The sequence below is a fragment of the Streptomyces sp. NPDC004838 genome (genome assembly GCF_053600955.1).
In genome coordinates this window covers 143151-169264 of the sequence record NZ_JBSGAW010000013.1, presented here as the reverse complement: position 1 = coordinate 169264, position 26114 = coordinate 143151, and the positions used below count along the sequence as shown (strand labels likewise).

At 69.8% G+C, this 26114-nt stretch carries 20 protein-coding genes and 2 pseudogenes; 8 read left to right on the top strand and 14 right to left on the bottom strand.

What is annotated here, in order from left to right:
- Nucleotides 1-606 precede the first annotated feature (606 nt).
- From folE to dacB, 6 genes are all read right to left on the bottom strand, one after another.
- Entirely contained in the window at nt 607-1212 is a 606-nt protein-coding gene (folE, locus tag ACWEFL_RS17395; RefSeq protein WP_451712935.1) for a GTP cyclohydrolase I FolE, read from the bottom strand.
- A 131-nt stretch (nt 1213-1343) separates the two neighbouring features.
- A complete protein-coding gene (ftsH, locus tag ACWEFL_RS17390; RefSeq protein WP_451712932.1) occupies nt 1344-3353 on the bottom strand; it encodes an ATP-dependent zinc metalloprotease FtsH in 2010 nt (669 codons plus the stop codon).
- A 206-nt stretch (nt 3354-3559) separates the two neighbouring features.
- Complete coding sequence (hpt, locus tag ACWEFL_RS17385) at nt 3560-4099, bottom strand: hypoxanthine phosphoribosyltransferase (RefSeq protein WP_451713049.1); 540 nt, start codon at nt 4097-4099, stop codon at nt 3560-3562.
- A gap of 102 nt (nt 4100-4201) precedes the next feature.
- Nucleotides 4202-5425 carry a tRNA lysidine(34) synthetase TilS gene (tilS, locus tag ACWEFL_RS17380; RefSeq protein ID WP_451712930.1) on the bottom strand — a complete coding sequence of 408 codons (1224 nt, stop codon included), beginning with the start codon at nt 5423-5425 and terminating at the stop codon, nt 4202-4204.
- Between the two features lie 250 nt (nt 5426-5675).
- Nucleotides 5676-6803: a zinc-dependent metalloprotease gene (locus ACWEFL_RS17375; RefSeq protein WP_451712928.1), complete on the bottom strand. Its 1128-nt coding sequence runs from the start codon at nt 6801-6803 to the stop codon at nt 5676-5678.
- A gap of 372 nt (nt 6804-7175) precedes the next feature.
- On the bottom strand, nt 7176-8603 hold the full coding sequence (dacB, locus tag ACWEFL_RS17370; protein WP_451712925.1) for a D-alanyl-D-alanine carboxypeptidase/D-alanyl-D-alanine endopeptidase: 1428 nt from the start codon (nt 8601-8603) through the stop codon (nt 7176-7178).
- Nucleotides 8604-8796: 193 nt separating this feature from the next.
- Between dacB and ACWEFL_RS17365 the strand changes: the two genes are divergently transcribed.
- Nucleotides 8797-9291, top strand: coding sequence for an inorganic diphosphatase (locus ACWEFL_RS17365; RefSeq protein WP_451713046.1), 495 nt, complete (start codon nt 8797-8799; stop codon nt 9289-9291).
- Between the two features lie 210 nt (nt 9292-9501).
- The gene (locus ACWEFL_RS17360) at nt 9502-11421 is read left to right on the top strand and encodes a threonine/serine exporter family protein (protein WP_451712923.1); all 1920 of its coding nucleotides are present in this window, start codon (nt 9502-9504) and stop codon (nt 11419-11421) included.
- 246 nt (nt 11422-11667) lie between these two features.
- Here the strand turns inward: ACWEFL_RS17360 and ACWEFL_RS17355 are convergent, their stop codons facing one another.
- The gene (locus ACWEFL_RS17355) at nt 11668-12423 is read right to left on the bottom strand and encodes a DedA family protein (RefSeq protein WP_451712921.1); all 756 of its coding nucleotides are present in this window, start codon (nt 12421-12423) and stop codon (nt 11668-11670) included.
- Between the two features lie 187 nt (nt 12424-12610).
- On the opposite strand from ACWEFL_RS17355, the gene ACWEFL_RS17350 reads away from it, so the two are divergent.
- Entirely contained in the window at nt 12611-12979 is a 369-nt protein-coding gene (locus ACWEFL_RS17350) for a YbjQ family protein (RefSeq protein WP_451713043.1), read from the top strand.
- Nucleotides 12980-13173: 194 nt separating this feature from the next.
- Nucleotides 13174-14610, top strand: a complete 1437-nt coding sequence (locus tag ACWEFL_RS17345) for a glutamate decarboxylase (RefSeq protein WP_451712918.1) — start codon at nt 13174-13176, stop codon at nt 14608-14610.
- A 192-nt stretch (nt 14611-14802) separates the two neighbouring features.
- Here ACWEFL_RS17345 and ACWEFL_RS17340 read toward each other — a convergent pair whose 3' ends face one another.
- The 3 genes from ACWEFL_RS17340 to ACWEFL_RS17330 all read right to left on the bottom strand — a co-directional run bounded on the left by ACWEFL_RS17340 (nt 14803) and on the right by ACWEFL_RS17330 (nt 17349).
- Entirely contained in the window at nt 14803-15579 is a 777-nt protein-coding gene (locus tag ACWEFL_RS17340) for an ABC transporter permease (protein WP_451712917.1), read from the bottom strand.
- Nucleotides 15576-16511, bottom strand: a complete 936-nt coding sequence (locus ACWEFL_RS17335; RefSeq protein WP_451712914.1) for an ATP-binding cassette domain-containing protein — start codon at nt 16509-16511, stop codon at nt 15576-15578. The genes ACWEFL_RS17340 and ACWEFL_RS17335 overlap by 4 nt, the downstream gene beginning before the upstream one ends.
- 196 nt (nt 16512-16707) lie before the next feature.
- The gene (locus ACWEFL_RS17330; RefSeq protein WP_451712912.1) at nt 16708-17349 is read right to left on the bottom strand and encodes a PadR family transcriptional regulator; all 642 of its coding nucleotides are present in this window, start codon (nt 17347-17349) and stop codon (nt 16708-16710) included.
- 224 nt (nt 17350-17573) lie between these two features.
- Between ACWEFL_RS17330 and ACWEFL_RS17325 the strand changes: the two genes are divergently transcribed.
- Complete coding sequence (locus ACWEFL_RS17325; protein ID WP_451712910.1) at nt 17574-17939, top strand: VOC family protein; 366 nt, start codon at nt 17574-17576, stop codon at nt 17937-17939.
- A gap of 162 nt (nt 17940-18101) precedes the next feature.
- Here the strand turns inward: ACWEFL_RS17325 and ACWEFL_RS17320 are convergent, their stop codons facing one another.
- Complete coding sequence (locus tag ACWEFL_RS17320; RefSeq protein WP_451712907.1) at nt 18102-19559, bottom strand: aldehyde dehydrogenase family protein; 1458 nt, start codon at nt 19557-19559, stop codon at nt 18102-18104.
- 163 nt (nt 19560-19722) lie between these two features.
- On the bottom strand, nt 19723-20604 hold the full coding sequence (locus ACWEFL_RS17315) for a helix-turn-helix domain-containing protein (RefSeq protein ID WP_451712905.1): 882 nt from the start codon (nt 20602-20604) through the stop codon (nt 19723-19725).
- A gap of 337 nt (nt 20605-20941) precedes the next feature.
- Between ACWEFL_RS17315 and ACWEFL_RS17310 the strand changes: the two are divergent.
- Both ACWEFL_RS17310 and ACWEFL_RS17305 read left to right on the top strand, forming a co-directional pair.
- Nucleotides 20942-21358 (top strand): annotated as a pseudogene (locus tag ACWEFL_RS17310) (ATP-binding protein); the annotation flags it as partial.
- Between the two features lie 207 nt (nt 21359-21565).
- Nucleotides 21566-21682: pseudogene (locus ACWEFL_RS17305) on the top strand (ATP-binding protein); the annotation flags it as partial.
- Between the two features lie 319 nt (nt 21683-22001).
- Here the strand turns inward: ACWEFL_RS17305 and ACWEFL_RS17300 are convergent.
- Entirely contained in the window at nt 22002-22244 is a 243-nt protein-coding gene (locus tag ACWEFL_RS17300; protein WP_451713041.1) for a DUF397 domain-containing protein, read from the bottom strand.
- Between the two features lie 862 nt (nt 22245-23106).
- Here ACWEFL_RS17300 and ACWEFL_RS17295 point away from each other — a divergent pair.
- Complete coding sequence (locus ACWEFL_RS17295) at nt 23107-23580, top strand: hypothetical protein (RefSeq protein ID WP_451712904.1); 474 nt, start codon at nt 23107-23109, stop codon at nt 23578-23580.
- Nucleotides 23581-23824: 244 nt separating this feature from the next.
- Here the strand turns inward: ACWEFL_RS17295 and ACWEFL_RS17290 are convergent, their stop codons facing one another.
- Nucleotides 23825-25987 (bottom strand): FUSC family protein, encoded by a 2163-nt coding sequence (locus ACWEFL_RS17290; protein ID WP_451712901.1) that lies wholly within the window; start codon nt 25985-25987, stop codon nt 23825-23827.
- Nucleotides 25988-26114: the final 127 nt, after the last annotated feature.

Below are 26114 nucleotides of genomic sequence, written 5' to 3'. Positions count from 1 at the left end.
CCCCTGCGGGGACGACCCTGCACACCCCCTCCCAGAGGCGGACGGGAACGGCCCACCCCCGGAGTTCGCCGGAAACGCGAAACTCGGGTCCCTCGGGGCGCCTGCCGTCGCAGGGCGCGCGGGCACTCGTCGAGTGCGGGTTGCCCGCTGCCGCAAGGAGTGTGGGGGCTTGTCGGGTGCGGGTCGCTTGCTGCCGCGAGGGGCGCGGGGTCTTGTTCGGTTCGGGTTCGGGGGTCCTCCGGGCTCGACTCCTCGGGGTCGGCGGCATACAGGTGTCTCGTACGGGAACCCCGGACTTGCCGCCGATCCCCTGCGGGGACGACCCTGCACACCCCCTACTGGGGGAGACAAGAACGGCCCGCTCTCGCGGTTTTGCCGGTGTCGCGAAACTCGGGCCCCTGGGGTGAGGCTCCCGCCCGCTGCCAGAAGGGGACCAGAACGGCCCGCCCCCGGGGATTGCCAGAGTCGTGAAACTCGGGATCAAGGTGAGGCTCCCGCCCCTCCCAGAGGGGGCAAGAACGGCACGCCCCCGGGGATTGCCAGAGTCGCGAAACTCGGGCCCCTGGGGTGAGGCTCGGGGCCTGGGGAGCAGGCAGGGGCGGGGGGTCAGCGGGCCATGATCAGGCTCATGGCCTCGTTGCGGGTGGCCGGGTGGCGGAGTTGGCCGCGGACCGCGGAGGTGATCGTCTTCGCGCCGGGCTTGCGGACGCCGCGCATGGTCATGCACATGTGCTCGCATTCCACGACGACGATGACACCGCGAGGTTCGAGAATCTCCATCAGCGAATCCGCGATCTGGGTGGTGAGGCGTTCCTGGACCTGGGGGCGGCGGGCGAAGACGTCGACGAGGCGGGCCAGCTTGGAGAGGCCCGTGATCTTGCCGTCGGAGGAGGGGATGTAGCCGACGTGGGCGACGCCCACGAAGGGAACGAGATGGTGTTCGCAGGAACTCATCACCTCGATGTCCTTCACCAGGACCAGCTCGTCGTGACCGAGGTCGAACGTCGTGGTCAGAACGTCGGAGGGCTGCTGCCGCAGCCCGGCGAATATCTCCTTGTACGCACGGGCCACCCGCGCCGGCGTCTCCCGCAGCCCCTCGCGGTCCGGGTCCTCCCCGACCGCGATGAGGAGTTCGCGAATGGCGTTCTCGGCACGCTTCTCGTCGAACTCGCCGATCGTGCCCTCGCCGTCCAGTGTCACCGGGTTGGTCATCTGTGCCTCGTTCCTCTGCTCCGCACTGCGCGGTCATGCGACGACGGTCATACGAATGCCGCGTCCCCCCAGGCTAGAACCTGGGGGGACGCGGCAGCCATCCCGGTACGGGTGTGACCAGGGAGACAGCGTCAGCTTTCGGGACGCTCCTCCGGGCCGATCTCCACGCCGGGCCCGGTCTCCGTCGGCGTGCCGTTGGCACCGTTGGTGAGGGCCAGCTCCTTGGGGGAGAGGACCGGCGGGCGGGTGGAGGGGGTACGGCGGGCGGAGCCGGTCCACGCCGGGCGGGCCGGGCGCTTCACGATCGTCGAGAAGATCTCGGCGATCTGCTCCTTGCCCAGCGTCTCCTTCTCCAGAAGCTGGAGCACCAGGTTGTCGAGGACGTCACGGTTCTCGACGAGGATCTCCCACGCCTCGTTGTGCGCGGTCTCGATGAGCTTCTTGACCTCTTCGTCGACCAGCGCGGCGACCTCTTCGGAGTAGTCCCGCGGGTGTGACATCTCCCGGCCCAGGAAGGGCTCGGTGTTGTCGCCGCCGAACTTGATCGCGCCGAGCCGCTCGGTCATGCCGTACTGCGTGACCATCGCGCGGGCCGTGGCCGTCGCCTTCTCGATGTCGTTCGCCGCGCCCGTGGTCGGGTCGTGGAAGACCAGCTCCTCGGCCGCGCGCCCGCCCAGCATGTACGCCAGCTGGTCGAGCATCTCGTTCCGCGTGGTCGAGTACTTGTCCTCGTCGGGGAGGACCATCGTGTATCCGAGGGCCCGGCCGCGGGACAGAATCGTGATCTTGTGGACCGGGTCGGAGTTCGGGGAAGCCGCCGCGACCAGGGCGTGGCCGCCCTCGTGGTACGCGGTGATCTTCTTCTCCTTCTCCGACATGATCCGGGTCCGCTTCTGCGGGCCCGCGACCACGCGGTCGATCGCCTCGTCCAGCGCCTGGTTGTCGACGAGCTTCTTGTCGGTACGCGCGGTGAGCAGCGCGGCCTCGTTCAGCACATTCGACAGGTCCGCGCCGGTGAAGCCGGGCGTGCGACGGGCGACGGCGCCGAGGTCGACGTCCGGGGCGACCGGCTTGCCCTTCTGGTGGACCTTGAGGATCTCCAGACGGCCCTGCATGTCGGGGCGGTCGACGGCGATCTGCCGGTCGAAGCGGCCGGGACGCAGCAGCGCCGGGTCGAGGATGTCGGGCCGGTTCGTGGCGGCGATCAGGATCACGCCGCCCTTCACGTCGAAGCCGTCCATCTCGACGAGGAGCTGGTTCAGCGTCTGCTCGCGCTCGTCGTGACCGCCGCCGAGGCCCGCGCCGCGGTGCCGGCCGACGGCGTCGATCTCGTCGACGAAGACGATCGCCGGAGCGTTCGCCTTGGCCTGCTCGAAGAGGTCGCGCACTCGGGAGGCGCCGACGCCGACGAACATCTCGACGAAGTCGGAACCGGAGATGGAGTAGAAGGGGACGCCCGCCTCGCCGGCGACGGCGCGCGCGAGCAGGGTCTTGCCCGTGCCGGGCGGACCGTACAGCAGCACGCCCTTGGGGATCTTCGCGCCGACGGCCTGGAACTTCGCCGGCTCCTGGAGGAACTCCTTGATCTCGTGGAGTTCCTCGACGGCTTCATCGGCCCCCGCCACATCGGCGAAGGTCGTCTTGGGAGTGTCCTTGGTGATCAGCTTGGCCTTGGACTTCCCGAACTGCATCACTCGGGAGCCGCCGCCCTGCATCTGATTCATCAGGAACAGGAAGACCAGCACGATCAGCACGAAGGGCAGCAGCGAAAGCAGAATCGAGAGGAACGGGCTCTGCTTCGTCGGCGAGACCGTGTACCCCTTAGGGATGTCACCGGCCTCGAACTTCTGCTGCAGCTTCGTCGCGAGGTCGGCGCCCTGGGTGCCGATGTAGCTCGCCTGGATCTTGTCCTTGCCGTCGACCTTCTGGCCGTCCTTGAGATCGACCTTGATGATCTGATCGTCGCCGGTGGTCAGTCGGACTTCATTGGCCTGGTTCCTGTCGATCGCCTGGATCACTTGGCCGGTGTCGACCGTCTTATAGCCGCCCGACGAGTTGACGACTTGCATCACCACGACCACGGCGAGGACGGCCAGCACGATCCACATGACCGGCCCACGGAAGTATCGCTTCACGTCCATCCATACGGAGCGGAATCGCCCCGTCCCTCCTGCCCGTAGGTAAATGCTGCTGTGAGAAAAGACTGTTCTTCGGACGGTACCTCAGCATCGCGACCGTGACCGCACGCTCCGGCTGACAAACCCGTCCTCCCATGCTTCAACGGCGAGAGGGCCCGCTTGGTTCCCGCTGGGGTGTGCCGTGGTATCGGCGCAGGTGGCAAGGGTTGTCAGCCACCGTAGACATGCGGCGCGAGCGTGCCGACGAAAGGAAGATTGCGGTACTTCTCCGAGTAATCAAGCCCATAACCGACAACGAACTCATTCGGAATGTCGAAGCCGATCCACTTCACGTCGATCGCGACCTTCGCGGCATCCGGCTTACGGAGCAGAGTGCACACCTCGATGGAGGCGGGCTCGCGCGATCCGAGGTTGGAGAGCAGCCACGAAAGCGTGAGCCCGGAGTCGATGATGTCCTCGACGATCAGGACGTGACGGCCCTTGATGTCGGTGTCGAGGTCCTTGAGAATCCGGACGACGCCGGAGGACTGGGTGCCCGCGCCGTACGAGGAGACCGCCATCCAGTCCATGGTGACCGGGGTGGAGAGCGCGCGCGCCAGATCCGCCATCACCATGACGGCGCCCTTGAGGACACCGACGAGGAGAAGATCCCTGCCCGCGTACTCAGCGTCGATCTTCGCGGCCAGCTCCGCCAGTTTCGCGTCGATCTCTTCCTTGGTGATGAGCACCGACTGGAGGTCGGTGCCCATGTCCTTCTCGTTCACGCGGTCGCTTTCTCTCGCCGGGGTCCGGACGCCCCGGTGGAAGGGCTCCCGGATGACGTCGGCCGCGGTATTCGCGCCGCGACCTCGTCAGCCTTGCCGGATGACCAGTCTGCCACTCTGCCGCCGCGCCTCGACGCGGCCCGGCAGATTGATGGCTCCCTGGCCCCGCCAGCCGGTGATCAGCCGGTCCACTTCCTCGACGTGACGGGCGAACAGCGAACCGGCGGGAGCGCCGGCGTCGATCACGGCCCGGCGCAGCACCCGTCGGCGCACGGCGGGCGGCAGCGCGTACAGCTTGGCGCACTCCAGCTGTCCGGCCTCGTCCCGTACGGAGGAGTCCACGTCGGCGGCCCAGGTGTCGAGGGCGTCGGCGTCGTCGCGGGAGAGCTGCGCGGTACGGGCGAGGGCCTCGACGACGCCCTTGCCGAGCGCCTTCTCCAGGGCGGGCAGTCCTTCGTGGCGCAGCCGTGAGCGCGTGTAGGCGGGGTCGGCGTTGTGGGGGTCGTCCCAGACGGGCAGCGATTGGACCATGCACGCCTTGCGCACGGTCTGGCGGTCGAGCTGGAGGAAGGGGCGGCGGTAGCGGCCGTACGTCCCGGACACGGCGGCCATCCCGGACAGCGAGCGGATCCCGGAGCCCCGCGCGAGACCCAGCAGGACGGTCTCCGCCTGGTCGTCGCGGGTGTGGCCGAGCAGTACGGCCGCGGCGCCGTGGCGTTCGGCGGCGGCGTCGAGGGCTCCGTAGCGGGCGTCTCTGGCGGCGGCCTCGGGGCCGCCGTCACGGCCGACGCGGACGGAGACGGACTCGACGGGGTCCAGGCCCATGGCGGCGAGACGGCTCGCGACCTCGGCGGCGCGCAGGTCGGAGCCGTCCTGGAGGCCGTGGTCGACGGTGACGCCGCCGGCGCGGACGGAGAGTTTGGGGGCCTCGAAGGCGAGGGCGGAGGCGAGGGCCATCGAGTCGGACCCGCCGGAGCAGGCCACGAGGACGAGGGGGGCGGGGACGCCGGCGGGGAGGCCGGGCAGCCGTCCCGATGAGGAGGTCGACGGGCGCGGCAGGGCGGAGGCCGCGGGGGCGCCGGAGCGCGGGGAGGTGGGGAATGGCGAGGAGGCCGGGGAGGCCGGGTGACGGGCCTCGTGGCGGGAGGGGGCCGGGGGCGCGTCGGATCGGGCGGCTCCCGGGCGCTCCTGGCGCGGGGAGGAGGCCGCGTGACTCAGGCGCGCGCACCGCTCGGCGTGTTCGGTCAGTACGTCGTGGAGTACGCGGCGGACCGCCAGGCGTATCGCCGCGACCGCAGGATGGGGACCCATGTCCGGTGCCCTTCGTGAAGAGTTTGGGGGGTGCCTCGGTGCTGCCTCGGCCGGAGACCGGAGCAGCGAACGTCTCCGGGTCCGGCCACTCGGAGTTCAGTCACTCAGAGTGCGTCGATGGTGACAGAACCGAGCCGTTCCCCGAGCATTGCACGCCTATCCCAGCGCCTACGGTCCCTCGGATGGGTGATGCTGTGCCCTCCCAGGGGGCGTCTCTTCGCTTCCGGGAGGGCGCACGGACCACTGAGGGTCACGAATCCGCCTTGCGGTGCACCCGTGCGACCCAGTCCGCCGGTTTAGCGATCTCCGCCTTGGTGGGGAGGGTGTTCGGGGAGGTCCACACCCGGTTGAAGCCGTCCATGCCGACCTCCTCCACGACGGCCCGCACGAATCGCTCGCCGTCGCGGTACTGGCGCAGCTTGGCGTCGAGGCCCAGCAGCTTGCGCAGCGCCACGTCCAGCCGGCTCGCGCCACGGGCCCTGCGCTGCTGGAACTTCTCCCGGATCTCGGCGACCGAGCGCACCACGTCGGGCCCCACGCCGTCCATCACGAAGTCCGCGTGGCCCTCCAGGAGGGACATGACGGCGGTCAGCCGGCCGAGGATCTCGCGCTGTGCGGGCGTCTGCACCAGCTCGACGATCGAGCGGCCGTTCTCGTTCTCCTCCCCCTCCGGGCGGGCCCCGGACAGGGACTGGGCGGCTTCCCGCAGCCGCTCCAGCACGGTCATGGGGTCGACCTCGGTCTGCCCGAGGAACGACTGGATCTCTCCCTCCAGATGGTCGCGGAGCCACGGCACCCCGGTGAACTGGGTGCGGTGGGTCTCCTCGTGCAGACAGACCCAGAGGCGGAAATCGTGCGGGTCGACCTCCAGCTCGCGCTCCACATGGACGATGTTGGGGGCGACCAGGAGGAGGCGTCCGCCGCCGTTGCCCGCGGGCAGCTCACGGGTGGCGGGGGCGAACGTCTCGTACTGTCCGAGTACCCGCGAGGCCAGGAACGACAGCAGCATGCCCAGCTCGACGCCGGTGACCTTGCCGCCGACCGCGCCCAGCACCGCGCCCGTGGGGCCGCCCGAACGGCGTTCCTGCATCTTGTCCAGCAGCGGTTTGAGCAGTTCGCGGAAGCCCGCGACGTTCGCCCTGACCCAGCCGGCCCGGTCCACGACGAGGACGGGGGTGTCCTCCGGTTCGTGGTTCGCGGGGATCATGCGGGTGAAGCCCCGCACATGCTCCTCGGAGGCCCTGGCATGCCGCCGCAGCTCGGCGACGACTGCGCGCGCCTCGTCCTTGGTCACGTCGGGACCGGGCCGCACGAAGCGGGTCGCGGTCGCCACGGCGAGATTCCAGTCGACCATCTCGGCACCACCGATGCTCGTCATGCGTCAACGGTACGTGGTGGGCCCGCGGGGCGGTGGGGTGTGACCCGACGAACCCGGTCCCGGCGCGACGGGTTCCGGGCGGGACCGGCGGCCGGATCGGCGGCCGGATCGGGGTGGGGTCGGGGGTGGGGTCGAGGGTCCGTTCAGGGGCGGATCAGGGGGATCCGGGTGCGCTCGGGGTCGGCTCAGGGGCGGGATCCGGGTGGGGGCGGAGGGCGGACCGGGGTTCGCTCCGGGGTGGGGCACGAGGGGTTCGGAGTCCGTGTTCAGTGGTGCCGGTACCGCCGTAGCGGTCCGCGGTGGGTGCTCAGGCGGGTGACGGGTACGCCGGGCGTCCGCTCCGGATCGGTTCCGGACGCCCGGCGCGTACGGTCATGACGCCAGCGCCGCCGCGAGCCCGTCCAGGGCCGACTGGGCCGCGTCCCGCGACGGTGTCTCGCCCGCGAGGAAGGCGAAGGCGAGGAGTCGGCCGTCCGGGTCGACGACCGTGCCGGACAGGGAGTTCACCCCCGTCAGCGTGCCCGTCTTGGCGCGGACCAGGCCGGTGCCGGGCGACTTCTCCGTGTAACGCGACTCCAGGGTCCCGGTGAATCCGGCGACCGGCAGACCGGTGAGAACCGGGCGCAGTCCGGGGCGTGCCGGATCGGCGGCCCGGGTCAGCAGCGCGGTGAGCAGCCCGGCCGAGACCCGGTCCGCGCGATCCAGGCCGCTGCCGTCGGCGAACCGCGCACCGGCCAAGGGGACCTTCAGCCGGGCCAGTTGGTTCCGTACGGCCCGGCCCGCGCCCGCGAAGCTCGCCTCCTCGCCGGTCGCGAGGGCGGTCTGTCGGGCGAGGGACTCGGCGATGTCGTTGTCGCTTTCGGTCAGCATTCGTTCGACCAGCGCGGAGACCGGAACGGAGAAGGACTCGGCGATCCGCCGCGCTCCGGTGGGGGGCGTGCCGGGCGCGGGCTCGGCGGTCGTCTTGACGCCCCGCTCCCCCAGCAGCTTCCCGAAGGTCCGGGCCGCGTCCCCGGCGGGGTCGCCGCTGCGTTCCGCCGCTCCGGTGGTTCTGGGGTCGATCCGTCCCTGATCGACCATCAGCGGGGTGACCTCGGCGATGTTGCCGTTCACACCGATCGGGTGGAGTTGCGGGCCCCGGTAGAGGGAGGTGTCGTACGTCAGCCGTACGGAGGCGGTTCCGCTCGATTTCAGGGCGGCGGCCGCGCTGTCGGCGAGTCGGCGCAGGGCGGCGGTGTCGAGGCTCGCGTCGCCGCCGCCGACCAGGGTGACGACGGTGTTCCCGCCCTCGCCGGAGGCGACGACCCTGGTGGGGACGCGGTGGTCGGGGCCGAGCGCGGACAGGGCGGCCGCGGCGGTGGCGATCTTGATGGTGGAGGCCGGGGTCATCGGCGCCGTGGCCCCCATCCCGTACAGCTGCCGTCCCGTCGCGAGGTCGACGACCGAGGCGGTACGGACGGGTCCGAGGCCGGGGACGTCGAGCAGGGGTCCGAGTTCCCCGGCGAGCCGCGCGTCCGCGCCCGCGTCCGGGGCCGCCTGGCCGGGCGCGGCGGCAGCGGCGGTCGGTCGGCCGCCGAGGGCGGTGAGCACCCCTGGGGCCCTCGGGGCGGGCGTGGGCCGCCCGTCCGCCGAGCCGCGGTGATCTGTGCCACCTGTCGGACCCCGGTCGGCCGCCCACTCCCGTTCGGCCTTACGCTGGCCCGAGTCCCAGGGTCCGGCCGCGGCCACAGCCCCGGCGGCCAGGGCGAGGCCCACCACGGCGGCGCCCGCCGCGAGCTGCCATGTCTTGATCATCGGCATCTCCGGCACCTCGCACCAGCCCCTTTCGCGATCACACACCTGCGTGAGGGACACTTAACCACCAGAACTGCGTCTTGCCGCGAGCATGGCACCCCGGTCGGCACCGACAGACCTTCGGCTGGGGGTCCGGGGGTCATCGCCCGGAGGGGCACAGCATCACCAGACTCATGTGTTGATCATGGAGGAGCCACCCGTGGAGTTCGACGTCACCATCGAGATCCCGAAGGGTTCGCGGAACAAGTACGAGGTGGACCACGAGACGGGCCGCATCCGCCTCGACCGTCGACTCTTCACCTCGACCAGCTACCCGGCCGACTACGGCTTCGTCGAGAACACCCTCGGCGAGGACGGCGACCCGCTGGACGCCCTCGTGATCCTTGACGAGCCGACGTTCCCCGGCTGTCTGATCAAGTGCCGCGCGATCGGGATGTTCCGGATGACCGACGAGGCGGGCGGCGACGACAAGCTGCTCTGCGTTCCGGCGTCCGACCCGCGCGTGGAGCACCTCCGCGACATCCACCACGTCTCCGAGTTCGACCGTCTGGAGATCCAGCACTTCTTCGAGGTCTACAAGGACCTGGAGCCCGGCAAGTCCGTCGAGGGCGCGAACTGGGTCGGCCGCACCGAGGCCGAGGCCGAGATCGAGGCGTCCTACAAGCGCCTGGAGGCGCAGGGCGGCGGGCACTGAGCGCGTAGCACTGCGACCGGCCGGACGGGCACTGCGACCGGCCGGCGAGGCCGGCGGCGGGCGGGACACCCAGGGGGTGTCCCGCCCGCCGTGCGTGGCCGCGCGGACGCGGGGCACACGTGGGTGGATCACGGATTCGTACGACCGGTGGTCCCCGCACATACTGGGCTGACACCGACGGGAGACGAGAGGGAGCGAGGACGGCACGTGGTGGCGGAGCCGGAGCGTCCGGAGCGGGAGGGCGAGCGGTCGGGCGGCGTACGGCCGGACGGCGAGCAGCCCGAACGGCCCGCAGCGCCGGAGCAGCCGGAGAGGTCCGGGGAACCCGAGGAGTACGCGGCGCCCGAGCAGGCGGAGGAGTACGCGGCGTCCGGGGAACGGGCGGAGGCGGAGTCCGGGGAACCGGCGGAGTCCGGTCCGGGTGAGCGAAAGCCCCGTTCCGACGAGGCGCGCGGCGGGTTCGCGGCCTCGACTCCGGCGCCGTCGCCACCCGCAGGACGTTCCCCGGCGGCCGGTGAGGACCAGCCGACGTCGGAGTTCGCGATTCCGGACGGGGTCGCGCCCCCCGAAGCCGTCGAAGAGGACCAGCCCACCTCCGAGTTCGCGACCCCCACGGGCGTGGCGGAGAGCGCGGGAGCGGCCGGGCCGGAAGGTTCCGCCTTCGCCCCGCCCTCCACCTACAGCGCCCGGCACTCGCCCCCCGCGTTCACCCCCGCCGAGGGCGTCCCCAAGGTCACGCTGACCAAGGACGCGCCCTGGCAGGACCGGATGCGGACCATGCTGCGGATGCCGGTGGGCGAGCGGCCGGTGCCGGAGACCGTGCAGCGGCAGGAGGGCGAGGGTCCCGCCGTACCGCGCGTGCTCGACCTGACGCTCCGTATCGGAGAGCTGCTGCTGGCGGGCGGCGAGGGCGCCGAGGACGTCGAGGCGGCCATGTTCGCCATCTCGCGGTCGTACGGACTCGACCGCTGCGAGCCGACCGTCACCTTCACCCTGCTGTCGATCACCTATCAGCCGTCGCTGGTGGACGACCCGGTGACGGCGAATCGCACCGTACGCCGCCGGGGCACCGACTACACCCGGCTGGCGGCCGTCTTCCGGCTGGTCCATGACATCAGTTCGCCGGACTCCGAGATCTCGCTGGAGGACGCCTACCGCCGGCTGGCGGAGATCCGCCGCAACCGGCACCCGTTCCCCGGCTGGGCGCTCACCGTGGCGGGCGGGCTGCTGGCCGGGGCGGCGTCCGTGCTGGTCGGCGGTGATGTGCTGGTGTTCCTGGCCGCGGCGATCGGCGCCATGCTGGGCGACCGGCTGGCCTGGCTGTGCGCCGGTCGCGGGCTGCCGGAGTTCTACCAGTTCGTGGCGGCTGCCCTGCCGCCGGCCGCGATGGGGGTCGCCCTGACCCTGTCATCGCTCGACGTCCGCGCCTCGGCGGTGATCACCGGCGGGCTGTTCGCCCTGATCCCCGGACGGGCGCTGGTCGCGGGCGTCCAGGACGGTCTGACCGGCTTCTACATCACCGCCGCCGCCCGGCTGCTGGAGGTCGGCTATCTGATCGTCGGGATCGTCATCGGGGTGCTGAGCGTGCTCTATCTGGGGCTCGCGCTGGGCGCGGCGCTCACCCCTGAGACGGCCCTGCACACCGTGGAACGCCCGGAGGTGCAACTGCTGGCGGCGATGGCGCTGTCGCTGTGCTTCGCCGTACTGCTCCAGCAGGAGCGGGACACCGTGCTGCTGGTGACGTTGAACGGCGGGGTCGCCTGGTCGGTGTACGGCGCGCTCGCGCTCACCGCGGATCTTCCGCCGGTCGCCGCCACCGCCGTCGCGGCGGGTCTGGTGGGCCTGTTCGGGCAGATGCTCTCGCGCTACCGGTTCGCGTCGGCGCTGCCGTACGTCACGGCCGCGATCGGGCCGCTGCTGCCGGGAAGCGCCACGTACTTCGGACTGCTGGCGATCGCGCGGGGCGATCTGAACACCGGTCTCGCCTCGCTCTCCAAGGCGGCGGCGCTGGCGCTGGCCATCGCGGTCGGCGTGAACCTCGGGAGCGAGATGTTCCGGCTGTTCCTGAGAGTGCCGGGGGCGGGCGACCCGGCCCGCCGCAAGGCGGCCAAGCGGACCCGCGGGTTCTGACCCATCCGCGGATCCCTTCGTTCCGCTTCGTTCCGCGCCGGGGAGCGGCGAGTTCCGGCCGTCTGCCGTATCGCCATCGTCGGCCCCTCTGGCATTACTAGACCCTCCGCGCGTCCCGCGTCGCCGCCCCCGTACGCGGAGAGCCGCGCCCGTTCGGGAACGGGGCGCGGCTCTGCCGGTGTGTGCCGTGGTGCGAAGAGGGAGCGGAAGAGGGCGAGGGGGTCGTACGGGCGGGCCCCGCGCGGGTCAGCGCTTGGCGTGACGGCCCCGCTGGACCGGGGGCGGGGTCCGGGTCGGGCCCTGCTCCTCGCTCTGAGCGCCGCTCTGCGCGGAGGGGCCACCCCTGGAAACCGCCGTGGCGGACCGGGCCGCCTCCTTCTTGCCCTGGGAGCGGGCCCGCAGGACCTCGATCACGATCGGCAGCACCGAGAGGAGCACGATGAGGATCAGGATCTTCTCGATGTGCTGATGCACGAAGTCGATCTTGCCGAGGGCCGCGCCGAGCAGGGTGACACCCGCGCCCCACAGGATGCCGCCGACGATGTTGAACGTGATGAACGAGCGGTAGTTCATCCGGCTGACACCGGCGATGATCGGCGTGAACGTCCGCACGATGGGGACGAAGCGGGCGAGGACCAGCGACTTCGGACCGTACTTCTCGAAGAACTCGTGCGCCTTCTCCACGTTCTCCTGCTTGAAAAGGCGGGAGTCGGGCTTCTTGAAGAGCGCGGGGCCCACTTTGCGGCCGAAGAGGTAACCCACTTGGTCGCCCGCGATCGCGGCCAGCACGATCAGGACGCACACCGCCCACAGGGGCAGCGTGTCGAGGGTGCCGGAGGTCACGAGGAGGCCGGTGGTGAAGAGCAGGGAGTCGCCCGGCAGGAAGAATCCGATGAGCAGACCGGACTCGGCGAAGACGATGATCAGGACGCCGATCAGACCGAACGTGCCGATCAGATAGTCCGGGTCCAGCCAGCTCGGTCCGAGCGCAAGGGTAGTCACGAGATCCGGGCTCCTGAGTCTCGGGGCGGTCGATCGGCCTGCGACGATGTCGGCCGTCTGGCCAAATTTACCAACGCATCGTGCCTGTTCCGCGTTCCGCGGGCCCTCTCAGGATGCACTGTGCCCGCACCGGTACAAAGCTGTCCGTCAATGGCGCCGCGCCGGCGGCGAGGGAAGGCGGATGAATATGGGCATCGCGGACTTCGGCGGCGGACAGGAGCCGCACCCCGAGGTACTGGTCGTCACGACGAACGATGTGCCGGGCTATCAGGTACAGCAGATCATCGGCGAGGTCTTCGGTCTCACCGTGCGCTCCCGCCACCTCGGCAGCCAGATAGGCGCGGGGCTCAAGTCGATGATCGGCGGCGAGCTGAAGGGGCTGACCAAGACCCTGGTGGAGACCCGCAACCAGGCGATGGAACGACTGATCGAGCAGGCCCGCGCGCGCGGTGCGAACGCGGTGCTGATGTTCCGTTTCGATGTCACGGAGGCGGCCGACGTGGGCACGGAGGTGTGCGCGTACGGCACGGCGGCGGTGATCGCGCCACGCCCCTGACCCCCGCGCGGCACACCCCTGACCCCCGCGCGACAGGTCGATGAGCCCCGTGGGGAAGGCCGATGAGCCCCGTGGGACACCGATCGCGCCCGGTCCTCGCGTTGCGGGGGCCGGGCGCCCGTATGAGCCTGAGAGCTGATGCCGTACGGGACGGGGTTTGGTTGCGACGGGACACCGAAAGGCGGGCGAATCGAATGCCACTGCACCAGGGTGCGGGAACCGTCTCCGGCGAGGAGACCGAGCGGGAGCGGGAGGTGCGGAGGCTCTCCCTCAATCCGTTCTACGGGGAGGCCGACCCGGTCAGCGGGATGACGTCGGCCCCGCCGACGCACCGCATGCCCGATGGACCGGTGCCGCCGGTGACCGCGTACCGGCTCGTCCACGACGAACTGATGCTCGACGGCAACTCCCGTCTCAACCTCGCCACGTTCGTCACGACCTGGATGGAACCCCAGGCGGGCGAGCTGATGAACGAGTGCCGAGACAAGAACATGATCGACAAGGACGAGTATCCGCGCACCGCCGAGCTGGAGCGGCGGTGCGTGGCCATGCTCGCGGATCTGTGGAACGCCCCGGATCCGTCGGCGACCGTCGGCTGTTCGACCACAGGGTCCAGCGAGGCGTGCATGCTCGCCGGGATGGCGCTCAAACGCCGCTGGAGGGCGCGGAACGCGGACCGGTATCCCACCAGCGCGCGTCCCAATCTCGTCATGGGCGTCAATGTGCAGGTCTGCTGGGAGAAGTTCTGCAACTTCTGGGAGGTGGAGGCGCGGCTCGTCCCGATGGAGGGCGACCGATTCCATCTCGACCCGCAGGCCGCCACCGCGCTCTGCGACGAGAACACCATCGGGGTCGTCGCCGTGCTCGGCTCCACCTTCGACGGGTCGTACGAGCCCGTCGCCGACATCTGCGCCGCGCTGGACGCACTCCAGGAACGCTCCGGACTGGACATCCCCGTCCATGTCGACGGCGCTTCGGGCGCGATGGTCGCGCCCTTCGTCGACGAGGACCTGGTCTGGGACTTCCGGCTGCCCAGGGTCTCCTCGATCAACACCTCCGGGCACAAGTACGGACTGGTCTATCCGGGCGTCGGCTGGGCGCTCTGGCGCTCGGCCGACGAACTCCCCGACGACCTGGTCTTCCGGGTGAACTATCTCGGCGGGGACATGCCCACCTTCGCCCTCAACTTCTCCCGGCCGGGCGCGCAGGTCGTCGCCCAGTACTACACGTTCCTGCGGCTGGGACGTGAGGGATACCGGGCGGTGCAGCAGACGTCGCGGGACGTGGCGACCGGACTGGCCCGGAGGTTCGGTTCGTACGACGACTTCCGGCTCCTCACCCACGGCGACGAGTTGCCGGTCTTCGCCGTCACCACCGCGCCCGGTGTGAAGAACTTCGATGTCTTCGACGTCTCCCGACGCCTGCGGGAACACGGCTGGCTGGTCCCCGCGTACACGTTCCCCGCTCATCGCGAGGATCTCTCGGTACTCCGGGTCGTCTGCCGCAACGGCTTCTCCGAGGATCTCGCGGAGCTGCTGATGGAGGACCTGGAACGACTCCTTCCGGATCTACGGGGGCAGTCGGAGCCGCTGGGCAAGGACCCGTCGCTGGCGACGGCGTTCCACCACTGAGGGGTGAGCCTCTTGGTTGGGCCGAGGTGTGCGCACCCGCCGGGCCGGTGGGGCTGACGCGCTCACCGACGGACCGACCGGCAGGCAGGCAGGCAGGCAGGCTCAGGGGCTCGCCTGCTCAGCCGCTCAGTCGCTCAGCCGTTCAGCCGTTCAGCCGTTCAGTCGCTCAGCCGTTCAGTCGTTCACGTGCGCCTACTCGCTCAAGGCGCGGAAACGGCCGACCGCCCAGGGGAAGAACACCGCCAGCAGGATCAGCGGCCAGACCACCGCCAGCAGTCCCGCGTGCGTGGAGGCCCAGGAGTCGGTGGGGGCGGCGATGCCCGCGAGGTCGCGTACCGCCGTCGCGGTCGCCGACATCGGGTTCCACTCGACCACCGCGCCGAGCCAGCCCGGCATGGAGGCCGGTGAGGCGAACGCGGTGGAGAGGAAACTGACCGGCCAGACGAGGATCTGGACCGTCTGCACCATCTCGGGCCTGCCGGCCACCATCGCCAGGTGGATGCCGATCCAGAGCATGGCGAACCGCAGCAGAAGCAGCAGCCCGACCGCCGCCGCCAGCGCTCCGGGGCCGCCGCCCCAGCGCCAGCCGATCGCGTAACCGACGCCGATCATCAGGGCCAAGCCGACCACCGATTCGAGCATGTCGGCGACGCTGCGGCCGATGAGGACCGCGGAGTCGGCCATGGGCATCGAGCGGAACCGGTCGATGACGCCCTTGTTGAGGTCCTGGGTGACGTTCGTCATCGTCGCCTCCAGGCCGAAGGCCATGGTCAGCGCGAGCATTCCGGGCAGCAGGTAGCTGATGTACTCGCCCTGGACACCCCGTCCGCCGCCGATCAGATAGGCGAACATCAGCAGCATCATCACCGGGAAGACGAGCCCGACGGCCACCTGCATGGGCCGGCGGGCCCAGTGGGCGAGTTCCCGGCGCGTCATGGTCCACGAGTCGGTCAGTACGTAGGAACTCATACGGCGGCCTCCTTGGTGAGGTGCAGAAAGACCTCGTCGAGCGTCGGGCGGCGGACCGCGATGTCCTCGGCCTCGATACCGGCCGACTCCAGGGCCCGTACGGTCTCGGTGAGCGCGGCCATCCGGTCGCGGACGGGGGCGCTGAGCAGCCGGCGGTCCTTGTCGAGCGTCAGTTCACTCTCGAAGGGGAGCAGCGCGGCCACGACGGCGAGATCCGCCGCGTCCCTCAGAACGACGTCGATCCGGTCGCCGCCCAGCTCCGCCTTGAGCTGGTCGGCGGTGCCGTCCGCGACGACCCGGCCCGCGTCGATGACGGAGATACGGTCGGCCAGCTGGTCGGCCTCCTCCAGATACTGGGTCGTCAGCAGGACGGTCGTGCCCGCGCCGACCAGCGAGCGGACCGCGCCCCACACCTCGGCGCGTCCGCGCGGATCGAGCCCGGTCGTGGGCTCGTCCAGGAACAGCACCTCGGGCTCGGTGATCAGGGAGGCGGCGAGATCCAGCCGCCTGCGCATACCGCCGCTGTACTGCTCGACCGCCTTGGCTCCGGTGTCGGCGAGCCCGAAACGGGCGAGAAGTTCATCGGCCCGCGCTCCGGCCCGGCGGGCGCCGAGGTGGTGGAGCCGTCCGAACATCTCCAGGTTCTGCCGGCCGCCGAGTTCCTCGTCCAGCGCCGCGTGCTGTCCGAGGAGCCCGATCCGCCGCCGTACCTCGCCGGGGTCCTTCCGCACATCGCGGCCCGCGACGCGCACCACGCCCTCGTCGTGGCGGAGCAGGGTCGACATGATCCGTACGGCGGTGGTCTTGCCCGCGCCGTTGGGTCCGAGAACTCCGTGGACCGTGCCTCGGCCCACGCTCAGATCGAGTCCGTCCAGGGCCCGCTTCTCGCCGTACCGCTTCCGTACACCTTCGAGCACGATCGTGTCCGTCATCGCTCTCCTCGACTGTCTCCATCGGACCAAGTAATCAAACTTGACTACCGATGGGTAATCAAACTTGATTACTGGAACCGGGCACCGTAGTCGGGGTTTTCTGATTAGTCAAACTTTACTACCTGGGGGCCGGTGAATCGGACAAGACGTCAGATTGGAGAAGGTGTCAGGATCCGGCCACCGGGCCGGTCACGGCTTACTCCCGGTCCCCCTTGTGCGGTACGCCCGTCGCGTACGGGTTCTTCTCGCCCTCGCCGAGGACCGCGACGAACGGCTGCCCCTCCCCGGCGAACGCGTACGCCCCGCCCTCGATCCGCTCGATCAGGCCACGCGTCCACTCCACCCCGGAGTCCGACGACGCCACCCAGAGGTTCATGATCTCGCCGATGTGCCCGAGTTGCTCGGGCCCCTCCTCGGGTGTGTAGTACTCGGTCACCGCCGACCGCCACTCCCGCATCCCCTGGATCCGCTCCTTCAGCAGCGCCACCGCCTCCTCCCGCGGCAGTTCGACGATGAAGCCGACGGCCGCCGTGAGGGTGTCCATCTTCTGGTCGTAGGCGGTCAGCGCCTCCCGCAGGAGACGGAAGAACTCCTCGGTCCCCCGGTCGGTGACCTCGTACTCGGTGCGCGGCGGGCCGCCTGCCGTCGACGGCGCGATCTCGTGGGCACGCAGCAGCCCCTGCTTCGCCATCTGCTTGAGCGCGTGGTAGATGGAGCCGGGCTTGGCGGTGGACCACTCGTGCGCGCCCCAGTACTCCAGGTCGTTCCGGACCTGATAGCCGTGCGCCCGTCCGTGCTGACGTACGGCTCCCAGGACCAGCAGACGGATCGCTGACATCGGCCGGGGTTCCCTTCTCTTCTTGACCTCGGCCACTCTATTCAATTTTGACTAAGAGCTGTCCCTGAGCGTCAACACACCGCTCCAGCGGACATGACCCGTGCTGATCCACCTCGCCTTCGCAAAAACATGACGGCAAGTGTCATGTTTATGCGCCAGTGTCGCCGCCGTGGCGGCCCGCTGCCGACGCGGGCCGCTGTCCGGATCGAAGGAGAGGCAACACCATGGCGAACCCCAACCTGTTCCTTGTCTATGTGACCGACATCGAACGGTCCACGCGCTTCTACAGCGACCTGTTCGACATCAAGCCGACCGTCACAGTGCCGGACTATGTGGCGTTCGAGGTGGCGCCCGGAGTGCTGTTCGCGCTGTGGAGCGGGCACGGCGACAACGTGACGCCCGCGACCCAGCGCACGTCCGAGATCGGACTCATGCTTCCGGGCGACGCCGCCGCGATCGACGCGGTCTACGAGCAGTGGCGCGCCAAGGAGGTGACGGTCCTCGAGGAACCGAACGACTCGGGCTACGGCCGCACCTTCGCCGTCACCGACCCCGACGGCAACCTCATTCGGGTCTGCCCGGCGGGCTGATCGCGCGGACCGCGACCTCCTCCTGCTGCTGTTGCCGGTGGGCGGGGCGCCCGACGAGGTCGGGCGCCCTCGGAGGGGGAGCCGGGCGCGCCCTCGACGGGAAGCCGGGCGTTCTCAGAACCGAGTGCTCTCAGAACCGGGCGTCCTCAGAACCGGGCGTCCTCAGAAGGGGAAGTGCGAGCGGCCGTGCTGCACCGAGATCCACTTCTGGGTGGTGAACGCCTCGATCATCGACTCGCCGTTCAGACGGCCGCTGCCGGAGTGCTTCTCGCCGCCGAAGGGCACGATGGGCTCGTCGTGGACCGTGCTGTCATTGATGTGGATCATGCCGGTGTTGATCCGCTTGGCGACCGCCACTCCCCGCTCGACATCGGCGGTGTGCACGGCTCCGCTCAGCCCGTACGGAGTGTCGTTGGCGATCTTGACCGCCTCGTCCTCTCCGTCGAACGGCAGGATCAACGCGACCGGGCCGAAGATCTCCTGCCCCAGCACCGGAGAGTCGGTCGCGACGCCCGTGAGCACCGACGGCTCCACCAGATTGCCCTCGGAGCCGCCGTGCAGCAGCGCGGTCGCGCCGGACTCGACCGTCTGCTCGACGAGCGAGGTGACGGCGTCCGCCTGCCGGGAGTTGATGAGCGGGCCTATGTGGGTCGTCGGGTCGGCCGGGTCGCCCACCTTGAGCGAGCGCACCTTGGCGACGAACTTCTCCGTGAACTCCTTCTCGACCTTCCGGTCCACGAGGACGCGGTTCGCCGCCATACAGACCTGACCCTGGTGTACGAAACGGCTGAAAACCGCCGCATCGACCGCGTAGTCGATATCCGCGTCGTCCAGGACTATGAGCGCGCTGTTGCCGCCGAGCTCCAGGATCGCCCGCTTGAAATTGGCGGCGCAGACGGTGGCGACATGCTGGCCCACCGCGTCGGAGCCGGTGAAGGAGATCGCCTTCGGGACCGGGTGCTCGATCAGCGCGTCGCCTATCTCCGCTATGTCCGTGATGACGACGTTCAGCAGACCGGGCGGCAGGCCGGCTTCCTCGAAGACCTTGCCCACCAGCGCTCCACCGCAGATCGGGGTGTTCTGGTGCGGCTTGAGGACGACCGCGTTGCCGAGCGCCAGTGAGGGCGCGACCGACTTGATGGAGAGGAGGAAGGGGAAGTTGAAGGGGCTGATGACCCCGACGACGCCGACGGGCAGCCGGTAGACGCGGTTCTCCTTGCCGTCGACCGGCGAGGGAAGAATCCTTCCTTCAGGCCGCAGCGCCAGCTGAATCGCCTCGCGCAGGAACTCCTTGGCGAGATGCAGCTCGAAACCCGCCTTGAGGTGGGTGCCGCCCAGTTCGGCGATGATCGCCTCGGTGATCTCCGCCTCGCGTTCCCCGATGATGCGCAGGGCGTTCTCGAAGATGGCCCGCCGGGCGTACGGATTGGTCTCGCCCCAGGCCACCTGCGCTCGCTCGGCCGCGCGATACGCCTGGTCCACCTCGGCCGCCGTGGCGACGGGTATCGAGGCCAGCTTCTCCCCGTTGTACGGGTTGAAGTCGATGATGTCCCAGGAACCGCTCCCGGGCCTCCACTCGCCGTCGATGTACTGGTGGGCCAGCTCGGTGAACAAGGACATGAGATCCGATTCCTTACCCTCAGATACCTCAGATACAGGAGTGCCGGGAGCCGTCAGGAACTAGGGATGCCTGATGTCACGTCACTATAGCTGCGCTGTACCCGAGTTGGAGTAGACCACGACCACATGTCGGCGAACTGACCGCAGGTCACGCGTATTTGAGTCAGGTGAGCTGAAGCAGACCGCGCAGTATGTCCCGGCTCTCGGCCGGGTCGGGGCTGTCTTCCTGGAGCCGCTCCAGCACCTTTCCGTACTGGGCGACTTCCTCCCTCTTGTCCACATACAGCGCGCTGGTGAGCTGCTCCAGATAGACGATGTCGGAGAGGTCCGACTCCGGGAAGCGCAGCATGCTGAAGGCCCCGCTCTCGCCCGCGTGCCCGCCGAAGCTGAAGGGCATCACCTGGAGCGTGACGTTCGGCTGCTCCGAGATCTCGATCAGATGCCTCAACTGCCCCTGCATCACGGAGCGATCGCCGTACGGGCGGCGCAGCGCGGCCTCGTCCAGCACGGCGTGGACCTGCGGGGCGCGCTCGGAGACGAGCAGCTTCTGGCGCTCCAGCCGGAGCGCGACCCGGCGGTCGATGTCCGCCTGGTTGCCGCTGGGTGTGTTGCGTTCGACGACGGCGTGGGCGTACGACTCGGTCTGGAGAAGACCGTGCACGAACTGGACCTCGTAGATCCGGATGAGCGAGGCCGCGGCCTCCAGCCCCACATATGTCTGAAACCAGCCGGGCAGCACATCGCCGTAGCTGTGCCACCACCCGGCGATATTGGCCTCCTTGACCAGGGCGAGCAGCGCGCCCCGCTCGGTCTCGTCGGCGACTCCGTAGAGCGTCAGCAGGTCTTCGACATCCCTCGCCTTGAAACTCACACGACCCAACTCCATGCGGCTGATCTTTGACTCTGATGCGCGGATCGAGTAGCCGGCCGCCTCACGGGTGATGCCGCGCGATTCGCGCAGCCTCCTCAGCTGCGAGCCCAACAGGATGCGCCGCACCACGGATCCGCCACCCGGCCCTTCGGCCCACGACTCGCCTGCGGTCACGACTCCAACCCTCCTCGTCCTTCTGCTCGTCCAGCGTGTGCCGGTTCCTCCGGTCCCCTACAGCCTGAGGCATCCCATAGCCCCAAGTGCGGGATTCTGCCACCAAAACACTCCACCCCGTACTCATTCGATTACAGAAATGGGAAGCACTTGGGAAGCCCATGAAACAGATGAGAGGAAGAAATGACCAAGAATCCGGGCGGGAGCGGACAGGACGGGCGCGTGCACGTGCATCTGCCCTTGCATCTGCCGTACGCATTCGGAACCATGGTCCCCACGCACCTGCATGCTCGTTTGTCTTGAAGCGTCACAGCCGCGATTCCCGGGAGTGCCTCGCATGGGGACGAATGGATCGACCATGCTCAAGCCTTTAAGGCAGGGCCTTCCCCCCATCGATCCCGCGAGGGCGTCCGGTTCGGCGGCCTGCTCGCTGTCGGCCCGCTTCGAGGCGGTGCGCGGGGCACGGACGTTCACCCGGCAGACGCTCGGTGAGTGGAACCTCGACGACCGCTTCGACGATGTCGCCCTGGTCGTGTCCGAACTCGTCACCAACGCGCTGCGCCACGCCCTGCCCGATGAGGACAGGGAAATCCAGGACCCGCCCGTACGGCTGCACTTGCTGCGGTGGCCGGGCCGACTGGTGTGCGCGGTGCGCGATCCGAGTCCGCAGAGTCCCGGAGCCTCGTTCGGCGAGCGGCCGGGGGCGATGGGGAATGGTGCGGGGCCGTACGGAGGCGGGGCTTTCGGGGACGGGGACTTCGCGGAAGGGGACTTCGCGGACGGCACTCTCGGAGAGGGAGTTGCCGGAGGCAGACCCGTCGGAGAGAGACCCGTGGGAACGGGAACCTCTGGGGAGGGAACCGTCGGAGAGGGTTCGTTCGGTGACGACGCCTTCGGTGACGAGGCTTTCGATGAAGGATCTTTCGCCGAGGGGGCCGCGTTTCCCGATCCGTGCGGTCCGGCCGAGTCGGGCCGGGGCCTGTTCCTGGTGGACTCTTTCAGCGACAGCTGGGGCTGGCACCCGCTCGCAGGGACACTGCACGGCAAAGTGGTGTGGGCGCTGTTCAGGCTGAGTTGAGCCGACAGCCGGTCAAAACCGGTGAGTAGGCCGACCCGTTGAGCCGGGAGCGGGCCCGGCTATCGCTGTCGGGGGGCGGGCCCGCTTCTCCTTGTCATCGACGTTGCTGACGTTGTTGACGGAGTTGTGGGCGGCTGGGACGAGCAGTCGGGACGGGGACGGACGGCGATGTGCCGGTACCGACCGCTCGGGGCCAGCCGTTCGGGGCCGACCGCTCGGCTCAGCCGGCTTCCCGCTCCCGGCTTGCCGCCCCGTCGGCGTCCCGTCCGGCCGGGCTCCCGCCCTGTCGGCGACCCGCCGCCGTCGACGTGGCGATCGGTCAGGCTCCCGGTATCAGGTGGTCGAACTCCCCATCCTTCACGCCGAGAATCATCGCTTCGATCTCGGCAGGCGTGTAGATGAGCGCGGGCCCGTCGGGATGCCGTGAATTGCGCATCGCGATCTTCCCACCAGGCAGTTTGGCGAACTCCACACACGAGCCCTGGGAGTTGCTGTGCCTGCTCTTCTGCCAGACGACCCCATGAAGCTCCGTGGCCGCCATGCCGTTGTACGCGTGGTGCACGAGTAGCTCCCGAAGTACAAGGTGCATGTGTCAACTGTCGGGATCATAGCTCTGTTTCACATGCGAATGCATGGACGTTCGCACGCGCAGATGCACGTGCACTGCCGGTGGTGCTTCGGTTACGCACCGAGGGCTCGGGCGGATCACTCCGGTCAGCGACTCCGGTGCACTCTCCGACGCCAGGAAGGAGCTGAGCGCACGGTCGCCGCCGATGACCCGATACGCGGTCATCCGAGCCGGGTCGACCGGGTCGAATCCCCTGTCCATGTGAGAGAGACGCATGCCGCGCCCTTCAGGCTCCACTTTCCAAGTAACAGTCCCATTACCGCTGGTCGGGCCGGACTTGGGGGCCGGTTCACAGGACCTTCGGCATGCGCCGGTCCCGTACGCGGGCACTTCCGTTTCCGCTCCTCCGGATAATCCGGGGACCGGACGCGGCACCGGCGTCAGCGGGTTCCGGTGATCCGTCTCCGGCCGGGAATCGGCGGGGATGAGCCCCCGCAGAGGGCGACTACAGCCCGTCCGGGGCGCTCCACGGCCTGCGGAGCCCCGGCCCGAGAGGAAGCCGAAGAAAGCGAAAAGGGCCGAAAGAAGCGGTTCACCATGGCGAGGGCGTCGCTCTGTGAGCTACCGGACGCGTTCAGTTGCTACGGGGAAGTGGGAAGTCACGCGACCGCGCGACCGTCGGCTCTTCCTCGCCCCGAGGTCGGCCGGTCGGCGCTGTCGGGTGCGGTCGAGCGCCGTCGGGCGCGGTCGGGTGAGCGCCGTCCGGGGCGATCCCTCCCGCCCGATGTCTTCCCAGCCATCTGCGGCGTGCTGGTAGCTTGGCGCGGTCTTTACCGTCACACAGGGGACAGAGCCCATGCGCGTACGTACTTCCATGGCCGCGGCCGGACTCGCCGCCGCGGTCGCTCTCGTACTGACCGGTTGTGGCAGCGAGAGCGACGGCGGTGACACGTCCAAGGGCGAGAACACCGCCACCGGCCCGACCGCCTCGGATCCGGCCGACGCCTCGAAGGACCCGGACAGCGGCAAGAGCATCGAGGGCGCCTGGGCCGGCCTCACCGACGGCAAGCCCGTGAGCCTCGCCGTCGCCGGTACGAAGGCCGCGGTCTCGGCCGACGGACGCGTCTGCTCCGGCGAAGTCGTCGACCACGGAGAGCAGATGCTGTCCTTGAAGTGCACGGACGGGAACAAGGACCGGACGATGGGAACGATCAAGTCCAGCAATGGGAAGCTGCTCGTCATCTCGTGGGAGTCGGGCAAGGAGGACTCGCTGACCAAGGCGGAGGTGGGGCAGCTGCCGACGAATCTGCCGAAGCTGCCCGGTTCCTGAGTCTGGTTCCTGAGTCCGGTTTCAGAGTCCGGCTTCGGAGTCCGGCTTCTGACCGGGTTTCTGAACTCTGGTCCCGGTTTCGGTTTCCGGTTTCGGTTTCCGGTACCGGCTCGCGGTGCGGAGGGCTGTGGGGCGCTCGCCTCGGGCGCGTTGTGGTCCGCTCGTGCGGCAACGGCGGTCGGGCGGCGGGGCCGGGCGGTTCCTTCGTGGGGCGGGTCTCCTCGTGCCTTCGTACGGCGGCGTCCTACGGCTCGACCTCCCCACCGCGTACGTCAACGTCGTCCCCGAACGCCTCCGCCAGATCCTCCAGCGCCTCCGCGATCAGCGCGGTCCCGCTGTCCAGCACCTCGTGCTCCCTCTCCCACGCCGCACACGCCTGCCGCATCCGGTCCCAGTGCGGGACGCGACCTTCCCGTACGTCCCTGGCCGCCCGGTCGGCGTCCTGGCGCAACGCCTCGGCGAGGGCGGCGGCAGCGGGGACGGGGGTATCCGCACGTCCGGGTAGGTGGGCCTCCATCACCATGCCGCCCCGGCTGAGTTTGGTAAGCGCCTCCTGCGCGGCCTCGGCTGTGGCGCGGGAGAGACCACGGCTGCGTACCGGCTCGTGCGTCGCCCTGTCGACCGCGTCCAGCCAGACCGCGTGGGCGTCCCGTGCGGCCAGCAGCGCCCGGCGGATGTCCTGCTTCGAGGCGTCCGTCTCGGCGGGGCGTGCGTAGTGGTCGACCACCGCTGCGGCGTAACGGAGGTCGGCCTTCAGCCAGTCGGCGAGCCGGTGGCGCAGCCGGGGCGTCTCCCACGCCGGGTACAGGGCGTACGCGAGCATCGCCAGCAGCCCGCCGATGAGGGTGAGCAGCACGCGTTCGGGAACCGTCTGGCCCGCGGCCTCACCGCCCATGCCGAGCAGGAACACGACATACGCGGAGATGCAGGTGTTCGCCGCGGCGTAGCCCGTCCGCAGGACGAGATAGGTGCAGAAGGCGCAGAGGATCGCCAGGCCGGCGGAGAGATACGTGCCGGGGTTCGCCGTCTCCAGGACGGCCGTCGCCACTCCGACGCCGATCAGCGTGCCGCCGAAGCGGGCGACCGAGCGGGAGTACGTCTGCGAGAAGTCCGGGCGCATGACCATGACCGAGCCCATCGGCGCCCAGTAGCCGTGCCCCAGCGGGAGGGCGTTGCCGACGAGGAAGCCGCAGACCACGACCGTGGAGACGCGCAGCGCGTGCCGCAGGATCGGGGAGCCCGCGTGAACTTCGGCGCGCATCGAGCGGAGGGCTCCGGGGAGGAGGCGCAGGAGCGAGGGCCGGTCGCGGTGGCTTTCCCGGCCGGTGGTGCCTGTGCCTGTGCCTGTGTTCGTGCCTGCGCTTGAGTCCGTGCCGGTGGCCGTGCGTGTACCCCTACCGGTGCCCGCTCCCCCGGCCGCGCCTGCGCTTTCCGCCGTCTCGACCACGTCTTCGAGGAGGGCCACGAGCCGGAGTGCGGCCCTGCGGGGCGGACCGCTGAGGATCGCTCCGGTGTCCGGGGTCCTGAGCACGGCGAGCGCGGGCGGGGGCGTGCGTACCGGTTCTCCGCGTCGGATGGCACGGGCGGCGGAGTCGAGGACGGTCGCGGCGGCGGCGAGCAGTTCGCGTACGCGGGCCCTCTCCGGTCCTTCCGTCGGCACGCCGAGTGCCGGGTCCGCGAGCGACGCCAGCACCGGCCTGATCCGCTCGGCCATTCCGCGCGCCCCGTGCAGCTCAGCCGGTCTGCGGCGAGCCTGGCGCGGGCTGACCGCAGCGGCGTTCCGGGCGAGCATCAGGGGCGCCGGGTCGAAGGGGGCGATGGGATCGTGGCGGAGCCGCCTCGCGTAGTCCGCCTCCCCGGCCAGCGCGTCGGCGAGCGCGTCGCGCTGCGCGCCCCAGCGGCGCACGGGGAACAGCACGATCAGCGCGGCCTGCACCACTCCGCCGAACGCGATCACCACGCCGTGGCCCGCGGCGGCGGCGACCGAGGTGGGCAGGGTGATCGTCACCAGCATGATCGCGACGTTCGAGGCGGCGATCACACCGACGGCGGGCCCGACCGCCCAGGCGAGCCCGGCGGTGAACGTCCACAGCGCGAGCATCATGAGGAAGAGGGGGAGGTGGCCGACGGTGAGATACCCGATGAACGTCGACACCGCCAGGCTGCCGCCCGACGCGAGCGCGAGCACGGGCCGGGGCCGCCAGCTCCGCTGGAAGGTGGCGATGGCCGCCTGGAACGCGCCGAACGCGGAACTCACGGCGACGACCGGCCCGAAGAGCGCGAGTGTGCCCCCGACGACGATCGCGAGCCCGCAAGCCCCTCGAAGAGCCACCAGCGGCTCAAGCCGCCGCCGCTCGATCGTGAGCCCTGAACGCGCGGTCTCCTTCAGCGCGCGGAGCCAGGTCATGGAGTGAGCGTAAGGGAGATCGGGGCGGTTTCGAATGAAATGCGAGGAAGGTTCGGGGTGGGTGTGGGGTGGGTCTCTGAGGGCGGCTCGCCGGGGTGTCGGTGGGCGGGTGTCCCCGGTCGGCCGG

Coding starts and splice junctions, on each gene's coding strand:
- ACWEFL_RS17325 (WP_451712910.1), top strand. CDS start 17,574: ATGGCGAACCCCAACCTGTTCCTTGTCTATGTGACCGACATCGAACGG.
- tilS (WP_451712930.1), bottom strand. CDS start 5,425: ATGGGTCCCCATCCTGCGGTCGCGGCGATACGCCTGGCGGTCCGCCGC.
- ACWEFL_RS17320 (WP_451712907.1), bottom strand. CDS start 19,559: ATGTCCTTGTTCACCGAGCTGGCCCACCAGTACATCGACGGCGAGTGG.
- ACWEFL_RS17335 (WP_451712914.1), bottom strand. CDS start 16,511: ATGACGGACACGATCGTGCTCGAAGGTGTACGGAAGCGGTACGGCGAG.
- ACWEFL_RS17330 (WP_451712912.1), bottom strand. CDS start 17,349: ATGTCAGCGATCCGTCTGCTGGTCCTGGGAGCCGTACGTCAGCACGGA.
- ACWEFL_RS17340 (WP_451712917.1), bottom strand. CDS start 15,579: ATGAGTTCCTACGTACTGACCGACTCGTGGACCATGACGCGCCGGGAA.
- ftsH (WP_451712932.1), bottom strand. CDS start 3,353: ATGGACGTGAAGCGATACTTCCGTGGGCCGGTCATGTGGATCGTGCTG.
- ACWEFL_RS17295 (WP_451712904.1), top strand. CDS start 23,107: ATGCGCGTACGTACTTCCATGGCCGCGGCCGGACTCGCCGCCGCGGTC.
- folE (WP_451712935.1), bottom strand. CDS start 1,212: ATGACCAACCCGGTGACACTGGACGGCGAGGGCACGATCGGCGAGTTC.
- ACWEFL_RS17375 (WP_451712928.1), bottom strand. CDS start 6,803: ATGACGAGCATCGGTGGTGCCGAGATGGTCGACTGGAATCTCGCCGTG.
- hpt (WP_451713049.1), bottom strand. CDS start 4,099: ATGGGCACCGACCTCCAGTCGGTGCTCATCACCAAGGAAGAGATCGAC.
- ACWEFL_RS17290 (WP_451712901.1), bottom strand. CDS start 25,987: ATGACCTGGCTCCGCGCGCTGAAGGAGACCGCGCGTTCAGGGCTCACG.
- ACWEFL_RS17345 (WP_451712918.1), top strand. CDS start 13,174: ATGCCACTGCACCAGGGTGCGGGAACCGTCTCCGGCGAGGAGACCGAG.
- dacB (WP_451712925.1), bottom strand. CDS start 8,603: ATGCCGATGATCAAGACATGGCAGCTCGCGGCGGGCGCCGCCGTGGTG.
- ACWEFL_RS17350 (WP_451713043.1), top strand. CDS start 12,611: ATGGGCATCGCGGACTTCGGCGGCGGACAGGAGCCGCACCCCGAGGTA.